At 61.3% G+C, this 25,331-nt stretch carries 24 protein-coding genes; 12 read left to right on the plus strand and 12 right to left on the minus strand.

All coding sequences use genetic code 11. The features are described 5' to 3' along the window. From lysX to argF, 6 genes are all read left to right on the plus strand, one after another. On the plus strand, positions 1-876 hold the full coding sequence (gene lysX / locus HBOR_RS00825) for a lysine biosynthesis protein LysX (protein WP_006055566.1): 876 nt from the start codon (positions 1-3) through the stop codon (positions 874-876). Further along, entirely contained in the window at positions 873-1,931 is a 1,059-nt protein-coding gene (gene argC, locus HBOR_RS00830) for an N-acetyl-gamma-glutamyl-phosphate reductase (RefSeq protein WP_006055567.1), read from the plus strand. The genes lysX and argC overlap by 4 nt, the downstream gene beginning before the upstream one ends. A 74-nt stretch (positions 1,932-2,005) precedes the next feature. Continuing rightward, entirely contained in the window at positions 2,006-2,983 is a 978-nt protein-coding gene (locus tag HBOR_RS00835) for an acetylglutamate/acetylaminoadipate kinase (protein WP_006055568.1), read from the plus strand. Then, a complete protein-coding gene (locus HBOR_RS00840) occupies positions 2,980-4,116 on the plus strand; it encodes an aspartate aminotransferase family protein (RefSeq protein ID WP_006055569.1) in 1,137 nt (378 codons plus the stop codon). Before HBOR_RS00835 ends, HBOR_RS00840 begins: the two co-directional genes overlap by 4 nt. Further along, complete coding sequence (locus HBOR_RS00845; protein WP_006055570.1) at positions 4,113-5,186, plus strand: [LysW]-lysine hydrolase; 1,074 nt, start codon at positions 4,113-4,115, stop codon at positions 5,184-5,186. Before HBOR_RS00840 ends, HBOR_RS00845 begins: the two co-directional genes overlap by 4 nt. A 5-nt stretch (positions 5,187-5,191) precedes the next feature. Further along, positions 5,192-6,091: an ornithine carbamoyltransferase gene (gene argF, locus HBOR_RS00850; RefSeq protein ID WP_006055571.1), complete on the plus strand. Its 900-nt coding sequence runs from the start codon at positions 5,192-5,194 to the stop codon at positions 6,089-6,091. Between the two features lie 39 nt (positions 6,092-6,130). On the opposite strand, the gene HBOR_RS00855 is transcribed toward argF, so the two are convergent. Both HBOR_RS00855 and HBOR_RS00860 read right to left on the minus strand, forming a co-directional pair. Further along, positions 6,131-6,592, minus strand: coding sequence for a hypothetical protein (locus HBOR_RS00855; RefSeq protein WP_006055572.1), 462 nt, complete (start codon positions 6,590-6,592; stop codon positions 6,131-6,133). Between the two features lie 116 nt (positions 6,593-6,708). Beyond that, positions 6,709-7,203: a DUF6789 family protein gene (locus HBOR_RS00860; protein ID WP_241432369.1), complete on the minus strand. Its 495-nt coding sequence runs from the start codon at positions 7,201-7,203 to the stop codon at positions 6,709-6,711. Between the two features lie 222 nt (positions 7,204-7,425). Between HBOR_RS00860 and HBOR_RS00865 the strand changes: the two genes are divergently transcribed. Next, entirely contained in the window at positions 7,426-9,582 is a 2,157-nt protein-coding gene (locus tag HBOR_RS00865; protein ID WP_006055574.1) for an ATP-dependent DNA helicase, read from the plus strand. A 69-nt stretch (positions 9,583-9,651) separates the two neighbouring features. Further along, on the plus strand, positions 9,652-11,010 hold the full coding sequence (locus HBOR_RS00870; protein WP_006055575.1) for a cytochrome P450: 1,359 nt from the start codon (positions 9,652-9,654) through the stop codon (positions 11,008-11,010). A gap of 59 nt (positions 11,011-11,069) precedes the next feature. Here HBOR_RS00870 and HBOR_RS00875 read toward each other — a convergent pair whose 3' ends face one another. From HBOR_RS00875 to HBOR_RS20540, 6 genes are all read right to left on the minus strand, one after another. Beyond that, positions 11,070-11,582, minus strand: a complete 513-nt coding sequence (locus tag HBOR_RS00875; RefSeq protein WP_006055576.1) for a 2'-5' RNA ligase family protein — start codon at positions 11,580-11,582, stop codon at positions 11,070-11,072. Between the two features lie 47 nt (positions 11,583-11,629). Beyond that, complete coding sequence (locus tag HBOR_RS00880) at positions 11,630-11,827, minus strand: DUF7554 family protein (RefSeq protein ID WP_006055577.1); 198 nt, start codon at positions 11,825-11,827, stop codon at positions 11,630-11,632. 108 nt (positions 11,828-11,935) lie between these two features. Further along, positions 11,936-12,898, minus strand: a complete 963-nt coding sequence (locus tag HBOR_RS00885; protein ID WP_013440411.1) for a hypothetical protein — start codon at positions 12,896-12,898, stop codon at positions 11,936-11,938. Continuing rightward, positions 12,898-13,401, minus strand: a complete 504-nt coding sequence (locus HBOR_RS00890) for a hypothetical protein (RefSeq protein ID WP_241432370.1) — start codon at positions 13,399-13,401, stop codon at positions 12,898-12,900. Before HBOR_RS00890 ends, HBOR_RS00885 begins: the two co-directional genes overlap by 1 nt. 78 nt (positions 13,402-13,479) lie before the next feature. Continuing rightward, positions 13,480-14,514 (minus strand): hypothetical protein, encoded by a 1,035-nt coding sequence (locus HBOR_RS00895; RefSeq protein ID WP_006055579.1) that lies wholly within the window; start codon positions 14,512-14,514, stop codon positions 13,480-13,482. Continuing rightward, positions 14,511-15,611 (minus strand): eCIS core domain-containing protein, encoded by a 1,101-nt coding sequence (locus HBOR_RS20540; protein ID WP_013440412.1) that lies wholly within the window; start codon positions 15,609-15,611, stop codon positions 14,511-14,513. The genes HBOR_RS00895 and HBOR_RS20540 overlap by 4 nt, the downstream gene beginning before the upstream one ends. A 393-nt stretch (positions 15,612-16,004) precedes the next feature. Here HBOR_RS20540 and HBOR_RS00905 point away from each other — a divergent pair, with 393 nt between their 5' ends. Beyond that, positions 16,005-17,138 carry an SPFH domain-containing protein gene (locus HBOR_RS00905; RefSeq protein WP_006055581.1) on the plus strand — a complete coding sequence of 378 codons (1,134 nt, stop codon included), beginning with the start codon at positions 16,005-16,007 and terminating at the stop codon, positions 17,136-17,138. A 75-nt stretch (positions 17,139-17,213) separates the two neighbouring features. Next, positions 17,214-17,405 carry a hypothetical protein gene (locus HBOR_RS00910; RefSeq protein ID WP_006055582.1) on the plus strand — a complete coding sequence of 64 codons (192 nt, stop codon included), beginning with the start codon at positions 17,214-17,216 and terminating at the stop codon, positions 17,403-17,405. Positions 17,406-17,682: 277 nt separating this feature from the next. Here HBOR_RS00910 and HBOR_RS00915 read toward each other — a convergent pair whose 3' ends face one another. Then, a complete protein-coding gene (locus HBOR_RS00915) occupies positions 17,683-18,768 on the minus strand; it encodes a sulfite exporter TauE/SafE family protein (RefSeq protein WP_006055583.1) in 1,086 nt (361 codons plus the stop codon). A 327-nt stretch (positions 18,769-19,095) separates the two neighbouring features. Next, positions 19,096-21,210, minus strand: coding sequence for an excinuclease ABC subunit UvrB (gene uvrB / locus HBOR_RS00920; RefSeq protein WP_006055585.1), 2,115 nt, complete (start codon positions 21,208-21,210; stop codon positions 19,096-19,098). Positions 21,211-21,344: 134 nt separating this feature from the next. Between uvrB and HBOR_RS00925 the strand changes: the two genes are divergently transcribed. Beyond that, positions 21,345-21,614: a DUF7553 family protein gene (locus HBOR_RS00925; protein WP_006055586.1), complete on the plus strand. Its 270-nt coding sequence runs from the start codon at positions 21,345-21,347 to the stop codon at positions 21,612-21,614. A 394-nt stretch (positions 21,615-22,008) separates the two neighbouring features. Here the strand turns inward: HBOR_RS00925 and HBOR_RS00930 are convergent, their stop codons facing one another. Further along, positions 22,009-22,626, minus strand: coding sequence for a hypothetical protein (locus tag HBOR_RS00930; protein ID WP_006055587.1), 618 nt, complete (start codon positions 22,624-22,626; stop codon positions 22,009-22,011). A 78-nt stretch (positions 22,627-22,704) separates the two neighbouring features. Between HBOR_RS00930 and HBOR_RS00935 the strand changes: the two genes are divergently transcribed. Beyond that, positions 22,705-24,186, plus strand: coding sequence for a stage II sporulation protein M (locus HBOR_RS00935; protein WP_241432371.1), 1,482 nt, complete (start codon positions 22,705-22,707; stop codon positions 24,184-24,186). An 82-nt stretch (positions 24,187-24,268) separates the two neighbouring features. Here the strand turns inward: HBOR_RS00935 and HBOR_RS00940 are convergent, their stop codons facing one another. Next, complete coding sequence (locus HBOR_RS00940) at positions 24,269-25,129, minus strand: sulfurtransferase (RefSeq protein ID WP_006055589.1); 861 nt, start codon at positions 25,127-25,129, stop codon at positions 24,269-24,271. Positions 25,130-25,331: the final 202 nt, after the last annotated feature.

The following is a 25,331-nucleotide window of genomic DNA, read 5'->3' on the forward strand; positions in this document are numbered from 1 at the left end:
ATGAAGGTTGGACTGCTCTACTCCCGGATCCGCAGAGACGAGAAGCTCCTCCTCACGGAGCTACGCGAGCGCGGCCACGAGGTGGCGAAGATAGACGTCCGGAAAGAGCAGTTCAACATCTCGGAACCGCCAGCGGCGTTCGAAGACGTGGACATCGTCCTCGACCGCTGTCTCGCAACGAGCCGTAGTCTGTATACGACGCGCTTCCTCGACGCCTACGACATCCCTGTCGTCAACTCCGCCGACACGGCTGACGTGTGCGCGGACAAGGTGAAAAACAGCCTCGCCTTAGAGCAGGCGGGCGTTCCCACGCCCAACACCGAAGTCGCGTTCACCACCGACAGCGCGATGAAATCCATCAAAAAGTTCGGCTACCCCTGCGTCGTCAAACCCGTCGTCGGGTCGTGGGGTCGGCTGATGGCGAAGATAGACTCGCCTGCGGCCGCCGAAGCCATTCTCGAACACAAGGCGACGCTCGGCCACTACCAGCACAAAGTGTTCTACGTGCAGGAGTTCGTGAAGAAACCCGGCCGTGACATCCGCGTCCTCGCGGTGGACGGCGAACCCATCGCGGCGATGACTCGCTCTTCGGACCACTGGCTGACGAACGCCGCGAAAGGCGCGGACGCGGAAGCGTTCGAACTCGATGACCGCGCGAAAGAACTCGTACAGAAGGCGTCCGACGCCGTCGGCGGCGGACTGCTCGGCGTGGACCTCATGGAGACGGGAGACGATTATACCGTCCACGAGGTCAACCACACCGTCGAGTTCAAAGCGCTGAACAACGCCGTCGAGAAGGACGTTCCCGCGGCAGTGGTCGATTGGCTCGAAACGAAAGCGAACGGCGACGCGAAAGTTGCAGAGGCGACGGCATGAAGAGAGAAACGACTGAAAGCGAGTACACCGCCGCCGTCGTCGGCGGAACCGGCTTCACGGGCGGCGAACTGCTCCGCCTGCTCTACCAGCACCCCAATTTCGATGTCGTACAGGCGACCAGTCGCTCGAAAGAGCGCAAAACCGTCGGCCACGTCCACCCGAACCTGCGCGAGATGGACCTGCGCTTTACCTCGCCGGAAGATCTCGAATCCGTGGACGTGCTGTTTGCGGCGACGCCGCACGGCGTCTCGATGGAACACATCGACGCGTTCCAAGACGCCGCGGATACGGTCGTTGACCTCTCGGCCGACTTCCGACTGAATACGGAAGCACAGTACGACGAGTGGTACGACGGGCACGTCTGCCCCGAATATCTGGAGCAAGCCGAGTACGCACTGCCCGAGATAAACCGCGAGAACCTCGCGGGAGCGGACCTCATCGCCTCCGGCGGGTGCAACGCGACGGCGACTATCCTCGGTCTCAAGCCCCTGTTCGACGCCGACGTTCTCTCCGGCGACGAGCAGGTGGTCGTGGACGTGAAAGTTGGCTCCTCGGAAGGTGGCGCTGGCGGCGGCGACGCCTCCAGTCACCCCGAGCGCTCGGGCATCGTTCGCCCGTACGCGCCCACCGGCCACCGCCACGAGGCCGAAATCGAGCAGTTCCTCGGCGTCTCCGTCTCCTTCACCGTCCATGCCGTGGACATGGTCCGCGGCGCGAGTGCGACCTGCCACGTCTTCCCCGAATCGCCCGTCTCGAAGGGCGACCTGTGGAAGGCCTACCGGGGAACCTACGCCGACGAACCGTTCGTCCGCACTGTCGCGGGCGGCGGCGGCGTCTACCGCTATCCCGAACCGAAGTCCGTGGCCGGAACGAACATGGCCGAAGTCGGCTTCGAACTCGACCCCTCGAACCGGCGCGTCGTCGTCTTCTCGGCCATCGACAACATGATGAAAGGCTCCGCCGGGCAGGCGGTCCACGCCGCGAACGTCGCCCTCGGGGTAGAGGAGACAGCAGGGCTGGAGTTCACCGGTCTGCACCCGGTCGGAGCGCCCTGAATCGACTGCCCACGCGAAGAAAAACCCGCTCGACAACACCGCACCACCACCTCACTATCAGTTTCACACAACCGATGACACACTACACCCGTGACGAACTTGCCGCGTTACACGACGAACTGGCCGACAACGAACCCACGCTCTGCGCCGACGGCGGCACTGTCCCGGCGGACGACCCGCCGGTCGTCGTCAAAGTCGGCGGCGCACGAGCAGTGGACCCGGCCGGTGCCGTCCAAGACGTTGCACACCTCGTCGCTAACGGCCGCGACGTGGTCGTTGTCCACGGCGGTTCGACCGCGGTAGACGACACGCTGGAAGAACTCGGGGAGGAACCCACCTACGTCGAGACGCCGTCGGGCGTTGTCGGGCGCTTCACCGACGAGCGCACCATGGAAGTGTTCTCGATGGTGATGCCCGGCAAACTCAACACCGACTTGGTGACGACGCTCCGCGAAGCGGGTGTTGACGCCCTCGGTCTCTCGGGCGTTGACGGTGGTCTACTCACCGGACCCCGTAAATCCGCGGTGCGCGTCGTCGAAGACGGGAAAAAGAAGATCAAACGCGGCGATCACTCCGGGAGGATCACCAACGTGAACGCCGATCTGCTGGAGACGCTCATGGCAGACACCTACGTCCCCGTGGTCACCGTGCCGATGCTGGCCGACGACGGTGTCGCGGTCAACGCCGACGCGGATCGTGCGGCGGCAGCCGTCGCGGGCGCACTCGGTGCGGAACTCGTCGTCCTCACGGACGTATCGGGCGTCTACGAGGACCCCGACGACGACTCGACACTCATCGAATCGGTGACGACGGCCGACGAGTTCGAGGCGCTCGAATCCGCCGCTGAGGGGTTCATGACGAAGAAGGTCATGGCCGCAAAGGAGGCGCTGACCGGTGGCGCGATGAAGGTTATTGTCGCTGACGCCAACGTGAACGACCCCATTATAGAGGCACTCCACGGCGGCGGGACGCACGTGGACGCCGCCGCAGTCGGCGGGGCCGACAACAAGACTGACGACAGTGACGCCGACGCCGAGGAGGTGGACGCATGAGCGGATTCGTCTTCAACGAGAAGCCGATCAATATCGAATCCGGCGAAGGTGCGTACCTGTACGGCTCTGACGGCACAGAATATCTCGACTTCGGCGCGTCGTACGCCGTCGCTGCACTCGGCCACGCCCATCCCGCCGTCACCGACGCCGTGCAGAAGCAAGCGGAGAAACTGACGTACGTGCAGGCGTCGTACCCTGTAGACGTTCGCACCGAACTGTACGAGAAACTGGCCGCCGTCGCGCCCGACGGACTGGAGAACGTCTGGCTCTGCAACTCGGGGACGGAAGCGAACGAGGCGGCGATGAAGTTCGCTCGTTCAGCGACGGATCGTTCGAAGATCATCGCCACCAAACGCGGCTTCCACGGCCGGACGATGGGTGCGCTGGCGATGACGTGGAAAGACAAGTACAAGAAGCCGTTCGAACCCCTCGCTGGCGATGTCGAGTTCGTCACCTACGGCGACGAGGCGGAGTTGGCCGAAGCGATAGACGAGGAGACGGCCGCCGTCTTCCTCGAACCCGTGCAGGGCGAGGGGGGGATCCATCCCGCCGGGACAGAGTATCTACAGACGGCCCGTAAGCTGACAGAAGAAGCGGGCGCGGCGCTCGCGTTTGACGAGATTCAGACCGGAATCGGCCGGACGGGGACGCTGTGGGCTTGCGAAGGTGCGGGTGTCACCCCTGACATCCTCACCTCGGCGAAAGGCATCGCAAACGGTCTCCCGCTCGGGGCGACGCTGGTCGCAGACTGGATCGCCGAGAACCCCGGAAACCACGGTTCGACGTTCAGCGGCGGTCCCGTCGTCTGCGCGGCGGCGAACGCAACCCTCGATACCATTGTCGAAGAGGACTACCCGAGTCACGCCGCGGCCGTCGGCGAGTATCTGAAGGCCGAACTGGAGGCGGCCGCCGAGGAACACGACCTGCCCGTGCGCGACGTGCGCGGACAGGGACTCATGCTCGGCGTACAGGTGAAACGCGGTGCGAATCGCGTGCTGAAGAACCTCGCTATCAGCGAGCAGGTGTTGGCGCTTCCGGCCGGACGGACCGTCGTCCGTCTGTTACCGCCGCTCGTCGTCACCGAAGGCCACGCCGACGAGTTCGTCGAGTCGTTCGTGGAGGTGACGAAATGAGCGCCGAACTCGATGACGAAGCGTTCGACGTGCAGACGGACCTCACCGACGGACTCGACGAGGCGCAGGCCCTGCTTGCTGATCTGGTCTCGATACCATCCGTGTCCGGTGACGAATCTGCCGCCGCGGAGCGTCTGAAATCGTTCTTCGAGACGCACGACCGCGAGGTGTGGATCGACGAGGTGGGAAACGTCCGCGCGCCCGCCGACGACTCGGTGCTTTTGACCTCGCACATCGACACCGTTCCCGGTGAAGTTCCCGTCAAAATAGAAGACGGCGTGCTGTGGGGCCGCGGCAGCGTTGACGCCACCGGACCCCTCGCAGCGATGGCTGTCGCCGCCGTCGAGACCGGCGTCTCCTTCGTCGGCGTCGTCGAGGAGGAGACGAGTTCGACGGGCGCGTGGCACTTGCTCGAAGACCGCGAGGAACCCGATGCAGTAATCAACGGCGAACCGTCCGGCTGGGACGGGATCACGCTCGGCTATCGCGGGTTCCTCTCGGGGACGTACGTGGCCACGAGCGAACTCGGCCATTCATCGCGCCCGGAGAACAACGCCATCCAGTCGGCCGTCGATTGGTGGTCGCGCGTCGCCGACTTCTTCGAGGCGGAAGACGAAGATGGCGTCTTTGATACGGTGACGACGAAACCAGTGAACTTCGAGGGCGGGCCGACCGAGGACGGACTGGCGGTCGAAGCGACCGTAGACGTGCAGTTCCGCGTGCCGCCCCACCTCACCATCGAAGATATCCAAGAAGTCGCCGAGGGAGAACTCGTCGAGGGAAGCGTTCACTGGGAAAAGCCCATCCCGCCCGTTATGACAAGCCCGCGGACGGAAGTCGCGCGGGCGTTCCGCGTCGCCATCAGAAACGCCGACGGCGACCCGCGACTCCTGCGGAAGACCGGCACCAGCGACATGAACATCTTCGCCAGCGAGTGGAACTGCCCGATGGCGACGTACGGTCCGGGTGACTCGGACCTCGACCACGCGCCGAACGAACATCTCGATTTGGCCGAGTACGACGCCGCCATCGAGGTGCTGACCAACGTCTGCGAAACGCTCACGGAGTGAGAGGAATGCTTGAAACGACACACTTTCTCGACATCGACGACTTGACGACGACCGAACTGCACCACGTGTTAGACCGCGCCGCCGCCATCAAGGCCGGCAAGGAGGACCCGCGACTCGAAGACCAGACGCTCGGCATGCTGTTCGAGAAGCCGAGTACGCGCACGCGGATTTCCTTCGAGACGGGGATGACGCAGTTAGGCGGTCACGCCATCTTCCTCGGGCCCGAAGACATCCAGCTCGGCCACGGCGAACCCCTCTCGGACACCTCGCGCGTTCTCTCGCGTTACGTGGACGTAGTGATGGCTCGTCTGTTCGACCACGAGGACTTGGTGGAGATAGCCGACTACGCCGACGTGCCCGTCGTCAACGGCCTGACCGACGATGCGCATCCGTGCCAGACGCTCGCGGACCTGCTCACGATACGGGAGGCGTTCGGCGGATTCGAGGACGTGCAGGCGGCGTGGGTCGGCGACGGCAACAACGTCGGCCAGTCGTTCGTCCTCGGATGTGCGATGGCGGGACTGGACCTCACCGTCGCCACGCCTGAGGAGTACGGGATCGACGAGGAAGTGCTGGCCCACGCCGCCGAGTACGGTGGCGAACCGACTATCGCAGAGACGCCCGCACAGGCAGTCGCCGACGCCGACGTGGTGTACACCGACGTGTGGATTTCGATGGGACAAGAGGACGAACGCGACGAGAAAATCGCCGCCTTCGAGGGCTATCAAGTGAACGAGGGCCTGCTGGCGGAGACGGACGCGGAGGTGATGCACTGTCTGCCCGCCCACCGCGGTGAGGAGATCAGTCACGACGTGCTCGAATCGGACCGCGCGCTGGTCTGGGATCAAGCCGAGAACCGCCTGCACGCACAGAAGGGGCTGCTGGTCGAACTGTTGAATAAGTAGGCGAGGTTGATTTTTATAGCGAGTCGAGAAGGGGCGGCTTCAGAACCGGTCGCGAACCGCGGAATACGCCACACCCACCACACCGCCATAGACGACGTGCCCGACGAGACTCGTCACGTTCACGTTCGGAAGCGGCGGGTTCGCCGGAGAGCCGACGACAGAGAGCCAAACAGGCATGACGAAGACGGCTAGCACCGCCCAGAGGGCGACGCCGTAGGCGACACCGAGTCCGAGACTCTGACCCGTCGAAAGGTTCCGTGTGGCCGCAACAGCCGCGAATACGACACCGAGAATCGCCCCGTGTGCAACGTGGATAGTGAACCCCGCAAGACCGCCGCTGAAGAAGTACATCGACGGAATCGCCACTTCGAGAGCGGACCGCATCTGCACCACCATCATCGCGCCCATCACGATTCCGCCGATAATCCCGGCGAGGACGCCCGCCTGCCAGTCATCGTTCGAAGTCGATTCAACCGTCTGCATGGTTGCCTCCGTTGCCATGACTGAGCATAGCCCCATACGATGAGATAACGGCATCTCGGACAGGTGTGGCCGCCGCACGACGGGGATACCTTTAGGTAGATAGTGAGAACAACAGTCCGAGTTAGAAAAGAGCGTTACCGGCGCAAGCGGGGGTATGTCGCGCCGAGAACGATACCGTACAGCACGTGGCCGACGAGGCTCATCAGGTCGAACGCGGGAAGCGACGGCGCGCCCGCGAACCCGACCGCCGAGAGCCAAAGCGGCATCACGAACACCGCGAGAATCCCCCAGAGAACAACGCCGTAGGCGGTTCCGGCAATCGCCGCGCGGGTGACCGTGCGCCCGGGGTCAGGCCAAAGGCGAAGGACAGCCACGAACACGACGCCGAGGAGCGCCCCGTGCGAGAGATGGATACCCATTCCCGCCATGCCGCCGGAGAGGCCATACATGCTCGGGATGGCGGCCGTCAGCGCTGCGGGAGCGGAGATGGCCAACAACGCGCTGAACGCGACGGCACCAAGAAGCCCGGCGACCACACCGGCCTGCCAACGCTCAACCCCAGTCGTCAGTTCCGACTGTTCATCTCGTTGCTGCTGTTCCACTGATCCAGTCGTTGCTTTTGTAGACATAACGCCGGATAGAAGCGCTCTGAGAGCATAACCCTCTCTCGGTCAGGACACCACCACGCACAGGACCGGTCGGGTGCACGAAACGCGGTCGCACTCAACGGACTGCAAGCGAGTCAAGGTTGCAGTGATAAATCGAAACGCCCCGCAACCAAACGTCCACTCAACCGGGACGTTATAACCGATGCCGCGCAAGAACGCATCGTGGCAGAGACGAGCGGATACATGCGGTTCTTCCCGTACGACCGCCCGTACCCGAACCAGGGCGAAGCGATGGACGGCATCGCAGAGGCCCTCGAAGCGGAACGCGACGTACTCGTCGAGGGTGCGCCGGGGACGGGCAAGACGCTCTCGGCGTTGGTTCCCGCCGTAGAGTACGCCCGACAGGAAGACAAGACGGTGGTCATCACGACGAACGTCCATCAGCAGATGCGCCAATTTGTCGAAGACGCGCGCGCCATCACCCGAACGGAGCCGATACGCGCCGTCGTTTTCAAGGGGAAGTCGTCGATGTGTCACATCGACGTTGAGTACCAAGAGTGCCAGACGCTCCGCGATACGACGCGAAGTCTCGTCGAGAAAGAGCAGGACAAAGCGGAACTGTCCGAGCAAGCCGACGCACTCGTAGACCGGATGCGCGCGGGCGAGCAGGGCGCAGCGGACGCGCGGACGGCCGTCACCGACGAGCTCGATACGCTCGAAGACGAACTCGAAGACCTGCGTGAGGGCAACATCTGCGAGTACTACTACAATAACCTCACCGAGGACACGGACGAGTTCTTTTCGTGGCTGTTCGACGACGTGCGGACCCCCGAGGACATCTACGAGTACGCCGACCAGCGGAAACTGTGCGGCTACGAGCTGCTGAAAGAAGGGATGGAAGAGGTGGATCTCGTCGTCTGTAACTACCACCATCTGTTGGACCCGAACATCCGCGAGCAGTTCTTCCGATGGTTGAACCGCGAACCCGAGGACGTGATCACCGTCTTCGACGAGGCGCACAACATCGAGTCGGCCGCGCGCGACCACGCCAGTCGGGCGCTGACCGAGAACACCTTAGAGCAGGCGTTGAACGAACTCGAAGACACCGACGACTCCCGCGCCGACTCGGCGGAAAACGTCATTTCGGCGTTCCTCGATGCACTCAAAGAAACGTACGACGAGGCTTTCGGCTTCGGCGAACGCGAACAGGTCGGCGAGGACTGGTACGACCTACCGATTGCCAACAACGACAGGCGCGACGACCTGACGCTCGCGTTTCTCGACAGATACGAAGGCCGGGGGATCAGCACGGAAGTCGAGTTAGCGCTCCAGTTGGGCAAGCGCCTCGACGACGAGTACGAGGAAGCGTACAAAGATGGCGAGGCGACGACGCGACAGGAGTGTCAGACCCTCCAAGCCGCCACGTTCATCGACACGTGGATGGCCGACGGCGGGAAGTTGGGCCAGCATCCCATGTGTTCGGTTCGCCGCGACGGCGGCACCGACGAAGTGTACGGTCGCGCCGAACTGTACACCTGTATCCCGCGGGAGGTGACCGAGACGCTGTTTGAGGAGGTACACGCGAGCATCCTCATGTCGGCGACGCTCCGGCCGTTCGACGTGACCGAAGACGTACTCGGGCTGTCGGATCCGGCGACGATGGCGTACGGACTGGCGTATCCAGAAGAGAACCGGCACACGATTGCCGTGCAGACGCCCGCACTGTTCAGTTCCGAACGCGAGGAACCAGCGACCCAAGAGACGCTGACGCAGGTACTCACGGATGCCTCGCGGTTCACACCGGGGAACACGCTCGTATTCTTCCCGTCGTATGCCGAGGCGGAACGCTACCACGAACGCCTGCAAGCACGGATGGATGTAACGGACCGTCTGTTCTTAGACGAATCAGGGACGCCGACTGAAGAGATCCGGTCGAAGTTCGTCGAGAGTCAGAGCGCGATACTGCTCACTTCGTTGTGGGGAACGCTCGCAGAGGGTGTGAGTTTCGACGGCGATGATGCCAGAACCGTCGTCGTTGTAGGCGTGCCGTACCCGCATCTCTCAGAGCGGATGGAAGCGATTCAGGACGCCTACGACAGAGTGTACAGCAGTCGGCGAGAGGCGGGGTGGCGCTACGCCGTCGAGATTCCGACCATCCGCAAGACGCGGCAGGCGCTCGGACGCGTCATCCGGTCGCCAGACGACTTCGGCGTGCGCATCCTCGCGGACAAACGCTACACACGCGCGAGTTCCGAGATGGGTAAGTACGGCGTGCGTTCGACGTTCCCGCCCGAAGAGCGTGCTGAAATCGTAGACGTCTCCGCGGAGAAGTTGAAGTTCGCCATGTTGAATTTCTACGGCGATCACGACGCCTACGACGGCGATCCACCCCGACCCTGAACGACCACATTACTGTCAACTACTAGAACATCCGAGTCGTTCATACGCGTCCAGGCTAACCCCCACGCGATGAGTACGCGACCGCCGGGGCCGAAGGGCGTGCCGTTGTTCGGAAACAGCCGAGAGTACGCGAAGGACCCGTTCACGTTCCTGAGGCAGGTTTCGGAAGCGTACGGCGACGTGGTGTACTTCGGTCTCGGCCCGCTCGACACTTACATGCTCACCAACCCCGCCGACATCGAACGGGTGTTGGTGTCCGAAGACGCGAAGTTCCACAAGCCCGACTTTCAGGACGACGCCATCGGGACGCTTCTGGGTGACGGACTTCTGCTGAGCGAAGGCGAGACGTGGCGGAAACAGCGCGAACTCGCCCAACCGTCGTTCGACCCCCGGCGCATCGCAGCGCTGGGCGAGACGATGACCGATCACGCGACGGCCATGGTCGAAGGGTGGAACGACGGCGAGGTGCGCGACGTACAGTTGGAGATGGCGCGCGTCACAGTGAAAATAATCGTGGACGCCATGTTCGGGTCGTCGCTTGCGGACGAACGCGTCCGGACAGTACAGGAGAATCTCGAACCCCTCGGCAAGCGTTTCGAACCCGACCCGTTGCGGTTTCTCATCCCTGACTGGGCACCCACGCGGGAGAACCGCGAGTACAAGCAGTCCATCTCGATTCTGGAGGGAATCATCGACGATGTGGTAGCCGAACGACTCGGGACTGAAAACGACCCATCGGCCGCAGTGGCAGGCGAAGACGGCGCGCCGATGGACCTCCTATCTGTTCTCCTCCGGGCGAAACAGCGCGGTGAACAGACCGACCAACAGATACGCGATGAAATGATGACGATGCTGTTGGCGGGCCATGACACCACCGCACTGACGCTGACGTACGCGTTCTATCTGCTCTCACAGCATCCCGAATCGGAGGCGAAAGTGCAGGCGGAGGTGGACAAGGTGTGCGGCGGCGAGACTCCAACTGTCGCCGACGTTCGGCAGTTCGACTACCTCGAACGGGTGCTACAGGAGGCGATGCGCCTCTATCCGCCCGTCTACGTCATCTTCCGCGAACCGCAGGTGGACGTGCGTCTCGGCGGCTATCGGATCCCATCGGGGTCTGCTATCATGCTCCCGCAGTGGGTGGTCCACCGGTCGCCGCGGTGGTACGATGCGCCTACCGAATTCGACCCGGACCGGTGGCGTCCCGAACGGCGGGCGTCGCGCCCGCGCTTTTCGTACTTCCCGTTCGGCGGTGGACCGCGTCACTGCATCGGCAAGCAGTTCTCGATGATGGAAGCGAAACTCATCCTCGCCACCGTCGCGCAGGCGTACGAACTGGATTACGTGCGCGACCGACCGTTCAGCCTCCGCGGGTCGTTGACGATGCATCCCGAAGAACCGATGGGAATGCGACTGCGGGCGCGGTAGGGGATTCGGACACGATAGGGAGCTGCGGACGCGATAGGGGACTTCAGGTACAGTAGTGCTCACCGAAGCGGAATGCGCGCGGCATCCTCGCGGTACCGCGAGTCCCACACGCGAACCTCCCCAACGGTCCAGCGAACGGCTTCTATCTCCCGTTCTGCGAGTGCCGCCGCGTCGTCGATGCGTCCCCCGCGAGCGAGCGTCACGTGAGGCGTATATTCGTCACCCTCCATTCCTTCGACAGTCCCGAACTCCGTGCAGAGTCGGCGGTGAAGTTCGTGGAGACCGGAACTCTCGACGCGGAGATAGACGACCGGTCCGTCCCCGCGTGTGGGGCGTTCGAAGTAGTCGATACCGTCGATTCGCGCCTCGAACGGGGCGACACTGCGAAGCGTCTCGCGGAGTCGTTCACGGAGTCGCGGGAGCGAATCAGCGTCCGGATCGAGATTCGTATCGAATCGCTTGACGACGAGCGTGTGTCGGTCGCGGACGGCGTCGAACGGAGTCAACGCGGGATGGAGGTCTCCCGCAAGGCGTTCGACCTGACCGGGAACAGGCACGTTGAGGCTGAACACGTCCGAGCGTCGGTGTCGTGGGTGAAAAGTCGTCGGATTCTACGGGATCAGATTCGATCCAGTAGCCAGAGAACGATCAGGACGAGAATCACGACACCGAGAAGTGGCTGGAGGGGACCGAGAAGGTGCGTAACGAAGCCGACGACATCGCCGACGATTTTGAGGACGAGCCAAATCACGACGAGGACGAGGATCAGTTTCAGAAGGTCTTCCACGTCGATTCCGCCGCGCGTTCCGGGGAACATAGGAGCCACGTCATCCTCGAACTGCAAGTGTCTTGCGGGGAGCCACTTCAGATACGCCGAACCGGAAACAGCAGAGATAGGATCCAGTCGAATACTCGTGACGGCGTTCTATCCGAGCAGTGGCGTATGGTTGCCGTCGCGTTTGTGGACTTCGGGATACATCTCGAAGTGGTCGTAACGGCGGGAATCCCGGAACTTCCCGAAGCCGACGACGTGGAATTCCTCGGGCGGGACGACGCCCATCTTCAGGAAGCAGTCTCGGACCTGACAGCGCAGGTGGTGATCGAGATATGCCGGGAATTCATCGAACGATTCGGGTGCGTACGGGAGCAGTGACAGACGGGCATCAGCCTGGTGAGTGAACGGTGAGTCGGCTTCATCGACCTCGTGTTTACCCAGTCGATTCGGATAGCCGATGTGGAGTCCGGAAACACCAGTAATCGTCAGGTTTGTTGTGAGGTCCTCGCGAGTGACGATAGCTGCAAGATCGTCTCCGAAGGCTTTCCAACGGCTGAGCGTCTCGTCGCTGAGTTCCGAAACGGGCTGGACTTCGGCACTTTCCTCAAGATCGAACCCGTGGGCAGTCGCCAGTGCTTGGGCGCGCTCTGCGACATCTTCACCGACGGCTTCTAAGCCGAGATAGATCTCTGGTTCGTAGACGACTGCATCCGGTTTGCGGACGCCTGAGGGGAGTTCTCGAGGTCGCTCGGTGTCGTCGTGGTGGCTGCGGAGTTGCCTGTAGAGCGCTCCAAAGTACCGCTTGAATTCTGCCGGTGACAAGTCCGCGATGGCCCGGCGCACTGCATCCACGTACGCCGGATTCTCTATATGTTCGACGGTGTCGTACCCCCGCTGGGCGAATACGTAATACTTCGCGTAGCGTCGCGCTTGATTATTGTATTCGTTCTCCTCGGAGGTACGGCGATTGGCATCGTCTGCGTACGCATCACATTGGTGGTACGGGATATCTCCTGAATTCTTGTCAATAGTCAATTCATGCTCTGAATCAAGGTTATCTGTAATATACACCTTAACATAATTCTCGTCTTCACCTTCGATAGTGGATTCCATCATTGACCACCTCCACTATACGGGTCAGAACCACCATGATCGTTCCTTGCCTCGATGAACTCTTGATACATCTCGGCCATTTCGTAGTACATCTGCTCTAGTTTGTCGGCTTCGCCACCGGGACGATTATTCATCATTGTCCCGACAAACTCTCTGGAAACGGTTTGGGCAATGGAGGTAACGCCCCCTATAAACGCGGCTGCGCCAGTCGCTTCTGGACTCCCAGTCATGGCACCGATACCGAGGCCGACACCTACGCCGGTCGCCCCCTTCATGCTGGCACCTTGCCAATCGAAGTCTTCGGGTGCGCCCGGCGAGGCTTCCAAGAGCGTTCCCATCATCTGCTCTTGGCGGTCTTCGATGTTCTTGATATTCGTCTTGTGGGTCTCGATACTCTCATCGTGCTCGCTGACTTGCTGTTGGAGGTCTTCGACCGCTCCGTACAGCATTCCGTCATCGGCTTCTGCGGGCATCCGCTGAACGTGCACGTCTGAGTGCTCCATGCGATGCACGCCGATTTTCCCGCCTTGCATTGCGTGCTAGCGGACCCCTCGAATACTGCGGAATAACTTCATGGCCGGTCAGGCCTTGGTTTGAACGTTTTTGTTAGCGGGCTCGTGTTCGTAGGCACCTTCGGGTGTGTTCTCTACGTACCACGTGTCAATCTCGGCGTTGGGGTCGAAGTATTCATCGTAGATGTCGTAGCTGGCGTATAACCCCGTGGCTTCGTGGCGACCGTGGCCGAGGATACGGAACTGCTCAGGTGGTGCGATTCCCATAGTGAGGTAGCAATCCCGAATCTGGCACAGCAGATGTCTGGCGACTTGGGCCTGCAGTTCGGTAATCGAGTCCGGCTCGAAGGGGAAGATTTCGATGCGGGCGGCCGGGTCACGACCAAGGTCAGGTTGGTCTCCCCATTGGGTATGGTACTCGCCCGGCGGGTCATCCCAGTGTACATGAATACCCGAAGTAGCTTCCAGTAGGAGTCCCTCGCTGAGGCTTGGGAGTGAATCAGAGTCCCGGTCGGATGCCTCTGCGATTAGTTCTTTGAAGGTCGGAACGTACTCTGCTCCAACCAGGGATTCTCCGCCAACGCCGACAGACTTGCCGACCAGTTCCATCAGTTTGGGATCCGCAAGGAGATCAGCCGCGATTGTCCCCAGAGTCTCGTCTTCAAGGCCAACGTAGATGTCTTTCTGATAGACTGTTCCACCGCCCTGTTCGGGAACGCCCTCGGGCATTTCGACCGGCGAGTCAGCAGTTCCATTGATACTCTGGAAGTGCTGATAAAAGTCGCCTAAATGGGTTTCCGCAGTTTCGGGTTCCAGTGGTGTCAGAGCAATTGCGGCTGCTATGATCCGATCTGGGTTCTCCGTTGGGGGAATCGTGTCGTATCCGCGCTTGCGGTACACCCAGTACTTCGCAAAGCGGCGAGCCTGATTGACGTGGATGTTTCCGGCTCTTGTCCGCTCACTCGGGTCATCCGGGTAGCCATCCTGTTCGTGGTAGGTGATTTCGCCATCGAAGTTGACAGAAATCCCATGACTCACTTCGTTATTATCAATAACTCTCAGTCCGACACCACCATCATCTTCCCCGCCAAGAACTGCTCTCATTTGCTCACCTCATCAGCAGAAGGGACTCTCTCTGGCCGGTCTCCCGACCCAGTCCCATCAGACACTTCTTGGGCAACCCGTCTGGCTTCGTCGAGCCATGTTTCTGGTGGGTCCATTTCAGCGAGTTGGCCCTTCCACGAGTCCGGGAAGTTGGCCTCGGCGAGTCGGTCTTGGAAGTTGCTCTCTTTGAATTGCTGTTGCGCGTTGTTTTTCGCGGCGCGTACGCCTTTGACGCCCGGAATGATGTTTGCGTAAGCCGCCATTTGAGCTTTGAACCCTTCATAGGCAACTTCGTGGCCGTCAATATCATCCCAGTTTTCCCGGATCTCCTGCAACTGCTCGCCTTCCTCCAGCATCTTCGGAATCATCATCTGACTGGCCACCAATGCAGTTGCACCGCCAAGAACGGTTTCTGCGCCAGGCATCCGCTGAACGTGCACGTCTGAGTGCTCCATGCGATGCACGCCGATTTTCCCACCTTGCATCACGCGCTGGGCGGTTTCTTCGGCTTCCCGTTCCAAGCGTGGGTCAGGATCAATCTCTAACTCGCCTTCTTGGGGAAGCATCGACACCGCGCCGCCCGTTTGCTGGCGCACGTGTGCTAACTCGTGGGCGAGAATATGCTGGCCTTCAGCACTCGATGGATCGTACTCGCCGTGGTTGAACGCGATGTGATTGCCGACGGTAAACGCGCGGGCGTTGATATCCTCGCAAGCTTTCGCGGCCGATGGACCCGTGTGGACGCGTACATCGCCCAGATTGTCGCCCATCCGATCTTCCATCGCGCGCTGGATGCTCGTGTCGAGTTGCTGGCCGGGCGAGGAAATCACGTCTCGCACTGAGTCGGGCACGTTCGCGTCACCAGCCTTGCTTGCTTCGTGATGCGCGCCGCGACTGCGCTGGACGGATTTAGCGTTCCGGCGTTCGATGTCCTTTGGGACTTCCGCGGGCCGTTCTTTCTGACGCTGGCGGAACGCGCGCATGTCGCGTGGCTTGCCCATCGTATCGACGGTCATGCCTTCGTCGGCCCACTGCCGAACTTGATCTGCGCCGTGTTTCTTGGCCAGTCGCTGAATCTTCGTATCCAGCCCATCCATGTAGATCTCTACCCCGAAGCGAGACTCACACTCTTGGGGTGTTAGCGAACCACCGCCACCACGACTCTGATTTCGATTCGAGCCTCCCGTCAGCTCTTGAATAGACGGAACGGACGAGGACTCTTTGCTCGGAGTCGTCCGTTCGTTCGCAGACCGAAATCTCATTCTTACTGCAAACTTGATAGCCATCCTATATAATTATTCGTTCCTCGGCTTCGTGGTGTGCAAATATGGGCGACGGATCGGCGTGGTTACCGGTCATCTCAGATATTCGCAGCCAAATATCGCTAAAAGATGATTCCAGGTGTTTGTGTTTTTCTTGAATCGGGGTACTGAACAATTCCATGTGAAAATGAGACGTACGCTTAATGTCGTCGGGACTAAAATACGGGTATGGCCAACCTCTTCCGCCAACTCGGCCGCATGTCCGCTCAGGGACCGCCGGACTGGCTCCTGACCGGAATCGGGCTGATCGTCGGGTTTGCCGCCGTGTTGGCGGTATTCGGATTGGATCCTGTCGTCCTCATCAGCGTTCTCGCCCTCATCCTTCTCGTAGCGACAGTTCTCAGCGCCATCGAAATCGTCAACGCCTACGAAAAGCGCGCGTTGACCGTGTTCGGAGAGTACCGCGGCCTCCTCGAACCGGGATTAAACATCATCCCGCCGTTCGTCGCGCGCACGTACACGTTCGACATGCGTACCCAGACGCTGAACGTGCCGCCGCAGGAAGCGATCACCGAAGATAACTCGCCGGTCACCGCCGACGCTGTCGTCTATCTGCGCGTGAAGGACGCCAAGAAGGCGTTTCTCGAAGTGGACCAATACAAGACGGCGGTATCATACCTCTCGCAAACGTCGCTTCGGGCCGTCATCGGCGATATGGAACTGGACGAGACACTGTCGCGGCGCGAGGAGATAAACCGCCGCATCCACAGAGAACTGAACGAACCGACGGACGAGTGGGGTGTCGAAGTCGAATCCGTCGAAGTGAGCGAGGTGAAGCCGTCGGCAGACGTGCAGAGCGCGATGGAAGAACAGTCCTCCGCGGAGCGCCACCGTCGCGCCATGATTCTGGAAGCGCAGGGGAAACGACGCTCTGCCGTCGAACGGGCACAGGGAGACAAGCAGTCGAATATCATCCGCGCGCAGGGTGAAAAGCAGAGTCAGATCCTCGAAGCGCAGGGAGACGCAATCTCGACCGTCCTTCGGGCCAAATCCGCCGAGTCGATGGGCGAGCGCGCCATCGTAGATAGAGGACTGGAGTCGCTGCAGCGCATCGGCGAGTCGCCCTCCACGACGTACGTCCTCCCGCAGGAACTCACCAGTCTCCTCGGACGGTACGGCCGCAGACTCACGGACGCGAGCGTACAGGAAGCGCCGGGATTAGAGAGTCAGGATTTCGACATGGAGACACGCGAACTCCTCGGACTAGATGACGTAGACGACATCGCCGAGGGAGTCGAATCACTCACGAACGGCGACACCAACAACACCGAAATACGTCTCGAAGAGACAGAAGAAAACTAAAACACCGCACCGAATCAGACACAACGCCGCCTTCGTCGCACAACGTTTATGAACAATCATGCACATATTTATCATATGAGCCACGAACGCGGTTCGACCGGGCCGCAGGGAGCGTCGGTTCCGCGACCAACGACGGCCGAAACGGGAGTTATCGCTCGGTTGAAACGCCACCTTCGGACGTGGCCCGACCGTTACGTCGAGATGCGAATCGGGACCGTTACAGCGAGGTACATGGATTCAACGGCGACGAAACGGACGGCTGACTGACCGAGTCGGATACGTAACCGACGGCGAGGCCGCCGGAGCCTCGGCGGACGGGACAAATTCTACGAGCGTCGAACAAGTCCGAAGTAGACGAGCGAAGGCGTATAGTGTCAAGTAGCGCAACTGACGGGTGCCGTATCCGGGAACGCACTAACGGGTGCCGTATCCGGGAACGCACTAACGGGTGCCGTATTCGGGAACCTAACGGTGACGACCATACGACGGGCAAAAATCGAATCGGGACCCGGACGCTACCGGGTCGTATGTGATCGAGTGTCGATTAGGCGATGCCCGCAGCCATGAGGAACAGCGCGACGGAAATGACGGTGAACAGAACACCGACGAAGTTCTTGATAGTGTCCGTCTCCAGCGCGTTCGACACATAGGGGGCAATCTGGCCGCCGATAACCGTCGCCGGGACGGTGAAGACGACCATGTTCCACGGCGTCGTCGCCAGACTCAGCGAGTGACCGCCGACCAACCCGCCACCGAAGACGTGAACGAGGGAGGCGAGGACGGCAGTGAGTGCGACGACGATGTGGTTTGTACCGATAGCGACGCGGACGGGGACGTTCGTCCCGAGCATCGAGATGATGCCCAGTTCACCGACGCCGAACCCAGCGAGACCCTGGAACAGGCCGCCGATGCTGTAGTTACCGAACCGGCGGAGGTATCCGCCGCGCGTGTAGGTGTAGTCGTCGCCCTCACGGTCCACCCGGGTGACGGTGCCGTTGTCGTCCGTGCGGACGCCTGCCGGTCCGAGTTTCCCCGCGTCGTTCGGCAGGTCCGTATTGAGAGAGCCACCGTCTGCAACCGCCTCGGAGTCGTCGCTACTGCCCGCACCCTCGTGTCCAAGGTCGGCGCGGAACAGCAGGTACGCCGACGCCAACAGCGCGAGACCGAGGAGCGAGTGGAACACCATCTCGGGAATGATGAATGACAGCAGTGCGCCCGCGATGACGAACGGAACCGACCCGCCGACGAGCGTCAGTGCCAGTCGGCGGTCTACGAGACCGTACTGGACGAACGCAACCGCCGAACTCGACAGGCCGAACGCCTCACTGATGAGACCAACCTTGACGATGGTCGTGGGTGAGAGCGGTTGGGCAAACTGCGGGAAGATGAAGATAAGGAACGGCACGAACAGCGCCGAACCGCTGATACCGACCGTGTTCACGATGGTTGCTCCGGTGAGGAACACCGGGAACAACCACCAGTATTCGAGCCAGTGGTCCAAACCGCCCGCGCCGTCCGTCGGGGCCCACAAGAGGACGGCCGTAACGAACACGACGGGAGCGATGAGGACGAACAGGTGTTGATGTCTCAAGAACGACTTCTGTAGCCGACTGTAGGAGTCAATATTCATTGTACTGTATTAGTTGTCCAGACCGCTCACGTCGGTTCGTGGCCGGGGTGAGAGAACGAGTGCATCGGGGCTGTTCGGTACGGCATCGGTGCGAACAGGCATTCAGGATATACCCCCCGTCGGAAGTGGGACGTGACGGTCGAGTTCGACGCTATGGTTCGTCGAATGGCAAACCATCGTGACGCGGCCATAACGACGAACCAGTAAAAAGTCTTGAGGTTACAGACAGTATTCGTGACTCAGTACCAAGCGAGGAGCGAGAGCTGTTTATTGACCGCTAGACGGACGATTTCGCGTTCGAGAACCCTACCAACGTCGAAGTCGGTCTCAGAAATCGTCCGGCGGTGCGAGGCCATCGTCGTCCGTGGGGACACCGTCGTCTAGTGGGTCCGCCTCGGGTTCGACGCCCTCCTCCTCGTCAAACAGGTCGAACTCTCTCCGCAGGTCGCGGATGCGGTCGCGGATGTCTGCGGCGAGTTCGAACTCTAAGTTGTCTGCGGCCTCCTGCATGCGGTCTTCGAGGTATTCGATCTGTTCGCGCGCGTCGTCTTCGTCGGTCGGTTGCTCGGATGCCGACCGAGTTGCACTCGTCTCGCTTCCGGGGAGATTCGTCTCGCCAACGGCTTTGTCGATGGTTGTCGGTTCGTAGCCGTGTTCTTCGTTGAACGCTTGCTGAATCGCGCGACGGCGCTGAGTCTCTTCGATAGCCGCCTCCATGGAGTCGGTCGTCTCGTCGGCGTAGAGGATGACCTCACCGTTGACGTTACGGGCCGCCCGACCCATCGTCTGGATCAGCGTGGTCGTCGAGCGGAGGAAGCCCTCTTGGTCGGCGTCGAGGATGGCAACCAAGGAGACTTCAGGAATGTCGAGGCCCTCACGCAGGAGGTTGATACCGACGAGGACATCGATGTGTCCGAGTCGGAGGTCGCGGATGAGTTCGTGGCGCTCCAGCGTATCGGTCTCGTCGTGCATGTACGCCACGTCTACCCCCGCTTCTTCGAGGTACTCGGTCAGATCCTCGGCCATCCGCTTCGTGAGCGTCGTCACCAGCGTCCGCTCGTCGCGTTCGATTCGGGTGTCGATCCGATCCAGCAGGTCGTCCACCTGCCCTGTGGCGTCGGCCAACTCGACTTTCGGGTCTACGAGGTGGGTCGGACGGACAATCTGCTCGGCGATCTGCTCTGAGTGTTCGCGTTCGTAGTCGCCGGGCGTCGCGGAGACGTACAGCGTCTGGTCGGTCTTCTCCTCGAACTCCTCGAACGTCAGCGGGCGGTTGTCGTACGCGGTGGGAAGACGGAAGCCGTTTTCCACGAGCGAATCTTTCCGCGCTTTGTCGCCCGCGAACTGCCCGCGAATCTGTGGGAGCGTCTGGTGGGACTCGTCGATAACCGTCAGGAAGTCGTCGGGGAAGTAATCGAGAAGCGTGTACGGCGCGTCGCCCGACTCCCGGTTCGACATGTGGACGGAGTAGTTCTCGATACCGGAACAGTAGCCCGTCTCCTGTAACATCTCGATGTCGAACGTGGTCCGTTCTTCGATTCGCTGGGCGGCGACGAGGTCACCCTGCCGCTCGAAGTACCGGACGCGCTCTTCCATCAACTCCTCTATCTCGGATATCGCTTGTTCGAGTTGGTCCTCCGGGATAGAGTAGTGCTCCGCCGGGTGGATGAGAACCGCAGGTTCGGTCGATTTGACCGCTCCTTGGAGCGGGTCGAGTTTCTGCATCCGGTCGATTTCGTCGCCCCAGAACTCGATGCGGACGGCGTAGCGGCCGTACATCGGAAACACCTCGACGGTGTCGCCGCGGACGCGAAACGTCCCCTGTTGGAAGTCCACATCGTTTCGCTCGTAGTTCAGATCGACGAGGCGGCGAAGCAAGTCGTCGCGGTCCATCCGGTCGCCCACCTCCAGACGGAGCGACATATCGGTGTAGTTTGCGGGATCACCGAGACCGTAGATAGCCGAAACAGAGGCGACGACGATGACATCATCACGGGTGAGGAGCGACCGAGTGGCCGAGTGGCGCAGACGGTCGATCTCCTCGTTGATGGACATGTCCTTGTCGATGTAGGTGTCCGTCTGTTCGATGTACGCCTCCGGTTGGTAGTAGTCGTAGTAGGAGACGAAGTACTCTACTGCGTTGTCGGGAAAGAGATTCTTGAACTCCTCGTACAACTGCGCGGCGAGCGTTTTGTTGTGCGCGATGACGAGCGTCGGTTTTTGAATCTCTTCGACGGTCCACGCAACAGTATTCGTCTTCCCCGACCCGGTGACGCCGAGGAGCGTCTGTTTCTCCATTCCCGCCTCGAACCCGCGGGCCAACTGCTCGATGGCTTCGGGTTGGTCCCCGGCGGGGTCGAACGGCGCATCGACGCGAAAATCGCGGTCCACCTCAGGGTGGTCCGGGGTCAGGGCACCGCCGGAACCGGACGTGTCACTCATCGGTCTTCGGTTCGGGTTACACGTACTTGAGACGGTCGGTCACCCGGTTTTCCACCGCATCAAGCGCGTCCGAGTTCGACGCGAAGACGGCCGCCGTGGCAAGTGTTTTGCGCGGAGAAACCATATGATACAGCATGACACGTGAACTACTCAGTGCGGCGAGCGAGGAACTGAGCGATGCCGCAGACACCGCAGAAGACGAACTACGGGAACGGATCAGCGACCAAGCTGACGCGTTAGCAGCGCTCGCAGAGGCGGACCGAGGGCCGGATCACGGCCGGTTGGCACGACATATGAACGCCCTTTCGGAAATCGCAGAGCAAGCCTCCGAGGACATCGAAGAACGCGTCGAGTCCGCCCGCGACAAAGTGTCGGAGTACCGCGAGGGCGTCGAAGGCGTTTGAGACAGGTTCACTAACCCCTTTGTTTCGGGTGGAGATTGAAACCCATTCTCAGAGATTGCACGGGCTAGAAGCGGGTGCAGACGTAGGATATTGGAGAGAAGCGTGCAGCGTGTACCGGAAACGAACGGGTTCTGTCTGGTGCGAGAGCGATGTGAGAGCGGAAGCGATGCAGAGCAGTGAGCGTGCAGTGTGAAGTACCTCGGGGTCAAGCCCCGAGGCACTCGCCTTGTCCACCTGGAGAAACTGTGTGAAAGTCATCTAAAAGCGGTGTGGGGGTGTGTACCTCGAGGCTCGCAGTCGCTCGCTCGCGGCCGTTCTTTGGTCAAGATTTGTTCGTGGATTCGAGGCAACGGCTTCCTCGTCGCCGAGGACTCCCGAAAAGAACGGTAGGAGTCTAGCAGACGTTCTTCGGCTTCACGCCCATGCGTTCGAGCGTTTCGACGTAGTCGTCGTACGCCGCCTCGACGACGGCGTCTGCGGCCTCGTGTGCGGCGTCCCAATCATCGTCGCTCTCGCACACTTCAGCCAGCGTTTCGACGACCCGGTCGCGTTCGTCTTCTATCGCGGAGCGAAGCGTGCGGAATTCGGAGGCGGTCGTGGGGTCGGCGTCACCGACGAAGAAGCCGACCATCTGTCCGGCGTACTCGGATACGACAAGGTAGCGACCGAGGAGACCACCGATGCGGCCCGGTGTGTCGTCCTCGAATGCGAGACGGTCGTACAGCGCGGGGTCGTCGCCGCGGTCGTACCCGTCGGGTTCGGCCGACTCGGCGTGGTCGCGCATCTCGTCTGCGAGGTCCGCGAGAAGCACCGCGGCGTCGCCGTGTTCGACCATCGCCCAGTCTTCGAGCACGTCCGCGGCGGCGTGTTGGTCGTCCGCGGCGGCGGCTCGAACCGCATCGGCCTCCATCTCCCCGCCGGTGAGAGCGTACAGCGCCTTCGAGGACCCGAGACGAGAGAAGGCTGTTTCGTGGTCGTCACGAATTCGGTCTACGAGGTCGTCTCCGTTCATGAGTCGTGGTACGACGTGTCCCCGTTTGTAGCCATCGACACCCGTAATCCTATGATGATTCACTGAGACGAAGCGACCGTGAATATCTCAACTGCCCTCCGCGCTGGTGTTCGAATGCTCTCAGAGCGTTCCGCGTCGGTGCTTCCCGTCTACCTCCTCACTACGGGGTTGTTCGGTATCGCCCGCATTCCGATTATGCTCGCCGGGTTGGCCGCGCTCGCCCTCATCTCGATAGATGGCCGTCTCGGGGATCTCCTCACGACGCTCAAGGATATTGATCTCTCCACAATAGATTCCCAATCACCCCCGCCGGAGGTGACCAAAGCGATGGAGAGCCTCATCTCGCCGGAGATTGTATTACTCCTTCTTGGCGGCGTTCTCATCTCACTCATCCTCGCGTTCGTCGCCTCAGTGCTGGCAAGAGCCACAGTGCTGAACGCGATTGTCGGACTACTGCGCGACGAAGACGGCGTTCGCGCCGCCATCGTCGGCACACGGGAAAACTGGCTATCCTTCCTCGGCGTCCGATTCCTTCTTTTCGGTGCGCTGGCTGTCGTTACCGTTCCTATCGGGATTCTCGGATTGGGACTCATTGCCGTCGCTGGCGCGGTCGGAGTCGTGGGGATGGTCCTCGGCGGTCTGTTCTCGTTGCTGTTGGTACTGATCGTACTCGCACTGTTCGCATTCACCGAACAGGCTATCGTCGTCGATGATGTCGGAACGGCCGGCGCGATCCGCCAGAGCGTCAAATTTCCGTTCCGTCGTCCCGGCGCGTTCGTCGGCTACATCGCCGTCGCCCTCGGTGTCGGAGTTATTGGCACAGTGGTGCTAACAGCGGCGTCGTTCAGCGAGGCACCGCGTGTGACTGCACTCGTCGGACTCGTCTTGCTTCGACCAGTGCTCGACGGCTTCAAGACGGCGTTATATGCCGAGCGCGACTTATCTGCTCACGAGACGCCATCCCTGGGTAATCGGGGTTGGCAGGCGTTCGGCGGCGGACTGCGGGCACTGGGCGCGTTCGTCCGCGATCACCCGCTGGCGAACGCCGCTTCGGCCGTCATCTTCGGTGCCGGTATCGTTGGCGGATGGGCGACCACCGCACCGTACGGTCCGTCACTCCCGGTTCAAGGGGAGATCTCGAACGTGTTCGGGTCGCTGCCGGTCGGGACGTTCGTCAATCTCGCCGTGAACAACTGGCTGGTCGCGGTCGATACCGCCTACAGCGGCGTTGCCGTCGGCGTTCCATCGGTGGTAAACTTAGTCTTCAACGGTGTTCTCATCGGCGCACTCGGCGGCGTGTTCGACCCGACGGCGTTCACCGCGTTGGTCGCCCCGCACGGTATCATCGAGGTTCCGGCGCTCGTCCTCGGCGGCGGCCTCGGTCTGTGGTTGGGGGGCGTCGGCTACCGCACGGCCCGCGGACAGACCGATGCTGACGGCCTCGCAGCGGCACTTCGACGGACTTACCGAGTCCTTCTCGGTCTGGTTACGCTGTTCGTCGTCGCCGCGTTCATCGAGGCGTTCCTCACGCCCGCTATCGCGTCGGTCATCGTCGGCTAGTCGGCAAGCACAGCGACTCGGAGCGGCATCGCATAAAAATCAGATCGGGGTGTGCGGGCGTTTAATTGCCCTGTGTACGGTCTCAGTTGCCCTTCTCGATGGGCGCGCCGACGAGGTTGCCCCACTCGGTCCACGAGCCGTCGTAGTTGACGACTTCGTCGTAGCCGAGCAGTTCGTGGAGCGCGAACCACGCGATGGACGAGCGTTCGCCGATCCGGCAGTAGGCGACGGTGGTTTCGTTGCCGTCGATACCCTGGTCGGCGTAGAGTTCTTCGAGTTCCTCGGCGGACTTGAACGTCCCGTCGGCGTTGACCGTCGCGGCCCACGAGATGTTCTCCGCGCCGGGGATGTGACCGCCGCGCTGGGCTGTCTCCTGCAGTCCCGGGGGTGCGAGGATTTCGCCGGAGAACTCCTCGGGCGAACGAACGTCCACGAGGGGAAGGCCTTCGTCTACGGCGTGCTGAACATCGTCGCGGTACGCACGGATGGACTCGAACGGCCCCTTTGCGTTGTATTCGACGGCGTCGAAGTCGGGAGCTTCCTCGGACAGCGGGAAGTCGTTCTCAAGCCAGTAGTCGCGGCCGCCGTTCAGCAGGCGAACGTCGTCGTGGCCGTAGTACTTGAACTGCCAGTAAGTGTACGCCGCAAACCAGTTCGAGTTGTCGCCGTAGAGGACGACGGTGGAATCCTCGCTAATTCCGTGACTGCCGAGCAGGTCCTCGAATTCCTCCTTCGTGAGGATGTCACGGGTCGTCTGGTCCTGCAGTTGCGTCTCCCAGTTGAACCCGATAGCGCCGGGGGCGTGGCCCTCGTCGTACGCCTCGGTGTCAACGTCTACTTCCACGAGTCGATACGCCGGGTCGTCGGACTGGAACTCGTCGAGGTGGTCCTCCACCCACTCCGGCGAGACGAGAACGTCCTTCGCGTAACCGTCAGTTGACATTGCATTTCTCCCTATGAGCGCATCCGGCTTAATCCCCCCATCCACGGCGTGTACTGCCCACCATCACGTCAGGAGGATATTGTTGCCGCATCAACCGAGCATGACACGTTTTCGGGATGGGTAGCACTCGGACACAAGGCATGCGAGCGGTTGCGAAAGGCGAACACACAAAAAGTGTCAAACGAATATCGGCAACATGTTC

The sequence above is a fragment of the Halogeometricum borinquense DSM 11551 genome (genome assembly GCF_000172995.2).
GTDB classification, from domain to species: Archaea; Halobacteriota; Halobacteria; order Halobacteriales; family Haloferacaceae; genus Halogeometricum; species Halogeometricum borinquense.

What these genes read in the sequence shown, in the direction of transcription:
- lysX (WP_006055566.1), top strand. Translation starts at nt 1, where the DNA reads ATGAAGGTTGGACTGCTCTACTCCCGGATCCGCAGAGACGAGAAGCTC.
- argC (WP_006055567.1), top strand. Translation starts at nt 873, where the DNA reads ATGAAGAGAGAAACGACTGAAAGCGAGTACACCGCCGCCGTCGTCGGC.
- HBOR_RS00835 (WP_006055568.1), top strand. Translation starts at nt 2,006, where the DNA reads ATGACACACTACACCCGTGACGAACTTGCCGCGTTACACGACGAACTG.
- HBOR_RS00840 (WP_006055569.1), top strand. Translation starts at nt 2,980, where the DNA reads ATGAGCGGATTCGTCTTCAACGAGAAGCCGATCAATATCGAATCCGGC.
- HBOR_RS00845 (WP_006055570.1), top strand. Translation starts at nt 4,113, where the DNA reads ATGAGCGCCGAACTCGATGACGAAGCGTTCGACGTGCAGACGGACCTC.
- argF (WP_006055571.1), top strand. Translation starts at nt 5,192, where the DNA reads ATGCTTGAAACGACACACTTTCTCGACATCGACGACTTGACGACGACC.
- HBOR_RS00855 (WP_006055572.1), bottom strand. Translation starts at nt 6,592, where the DNA reads ATGGCAACGGAGGCAACCATGCAGACGGTTGAATCGACTTCGAACGAT.
- HBOR_RS00860 (WP_241432369.1), bottom strand. Translation starts at nt 7,203, where the DNA reads ATGTCTACAAAAGCAACGACTGGATCAGTGGAACAGCAGCAACGAGAT.
- HBOR_RS00865 (WP_006055574.1), top strand. Translation starts at nt 7,426, where the DNA reads ATGCGGTTCTTCCCGTACGACCGCCCGTACCCGAACCAGGGCGAAGCG.
- HBOR_RS00870 (WP_006055575.1), top strand. Translation starts at nt 9,652, where the DNA reads ATGAGTACGCGACCGCCGGGGCCGAAGGGCGTGCCGTTGTTCGGAAAC.
- HBOR_RS00880 (WP_006055577.1), bottom strand. Translation starts at nt 11,827, where the DNA reads ATGTTCCCCGGAACGCGCGGCGGAATCGACGTGGAAGACCTTCTGAAA.
- HBOR_RS00885 (WP_013440411.1), bottom strand. Translation starts at nt 12,898, where the DNA reads ATGGAATCCACTATCGAAGGTGAAGACGAGAATTATGTTAAGGTGTAT.
- HBOR_RS00890 (WP_241432370.1), bottom strand. Translation starts at nt 13,401, where the DNA reads ATGGAGCACTCAGACGTGCACGTTCAGCGGATGCCCGCAGAAGCCGAT.
- HBOR_RS00895 (WP_006055579.1), bottom strand. Translation starts at nt 14,514, where the DNA reads ATGAGAGCAGTTCTTGGCGGGGAAGATGATGGTGGTGTCGGACTGAGA.
- HBOR_RS20540 (WP_013440412.1), bottom strand. Translation starts at nt 15,611, where the DNA reads ATGGATGGGCTGGATACGAAGATTCAGCGACTGGCCAAGAAACACGGC.
- HBOR_RS00905 (WP_006055581.1), top strand. Translation starts at nt 16,005, where the DNA reads ATGGCCAACCTCTTCCGCCAACTCGGCCGCATGTCCGCTCAGGGACCG.
- HBOR_RS00910 (WP_006055582.1), top strand. Translation starts at nt 17,214, where the DNA reads ATGAGCCACGAACGCGGTTCGACCGGGCCGCAGGGAGCGTCGGTTCCG.
- HBOR_RS00915 (WP_006055583.1), bottom strand. Translation starts at nt 18,768, where the DNA reads ATGAATATTGACTCCTACAGTCGGCTACAGAAGTCGTTCTTGAGACAT.
- uvrB (WP_006055585.1), bottom strand. Translation starts at nt 21,210, where the DNA reads ATGAGTGACACGTCCGGTTCCGGCGGTGCCCTGACCCCGGACCACCCT.
- HBOR_RS00925 (WP_006055586.1), top strand. Translation starts at nt 21,345, where the DNA reads ATGACACGTGAACTACTCAGTGCGGCGAGCGAGGAACTGAGCGATGCC.
- HBOR_RS00930 (WP_006055587.1), bottom strand. Translation starts at nt 22,626, where the DNA reads ATGAACGGAGACGACCTCGTAGACCGAATTCGTGACGACCACGAAACA.
- HBOR_RS00940 (WP_006055589.1), bottom strand. Translation starts at nt 25,129, where the DNA reads ATGTCAACTGACGGTTACGCGAAGGACGTTCTCGTCTCGCCGGAGTGG.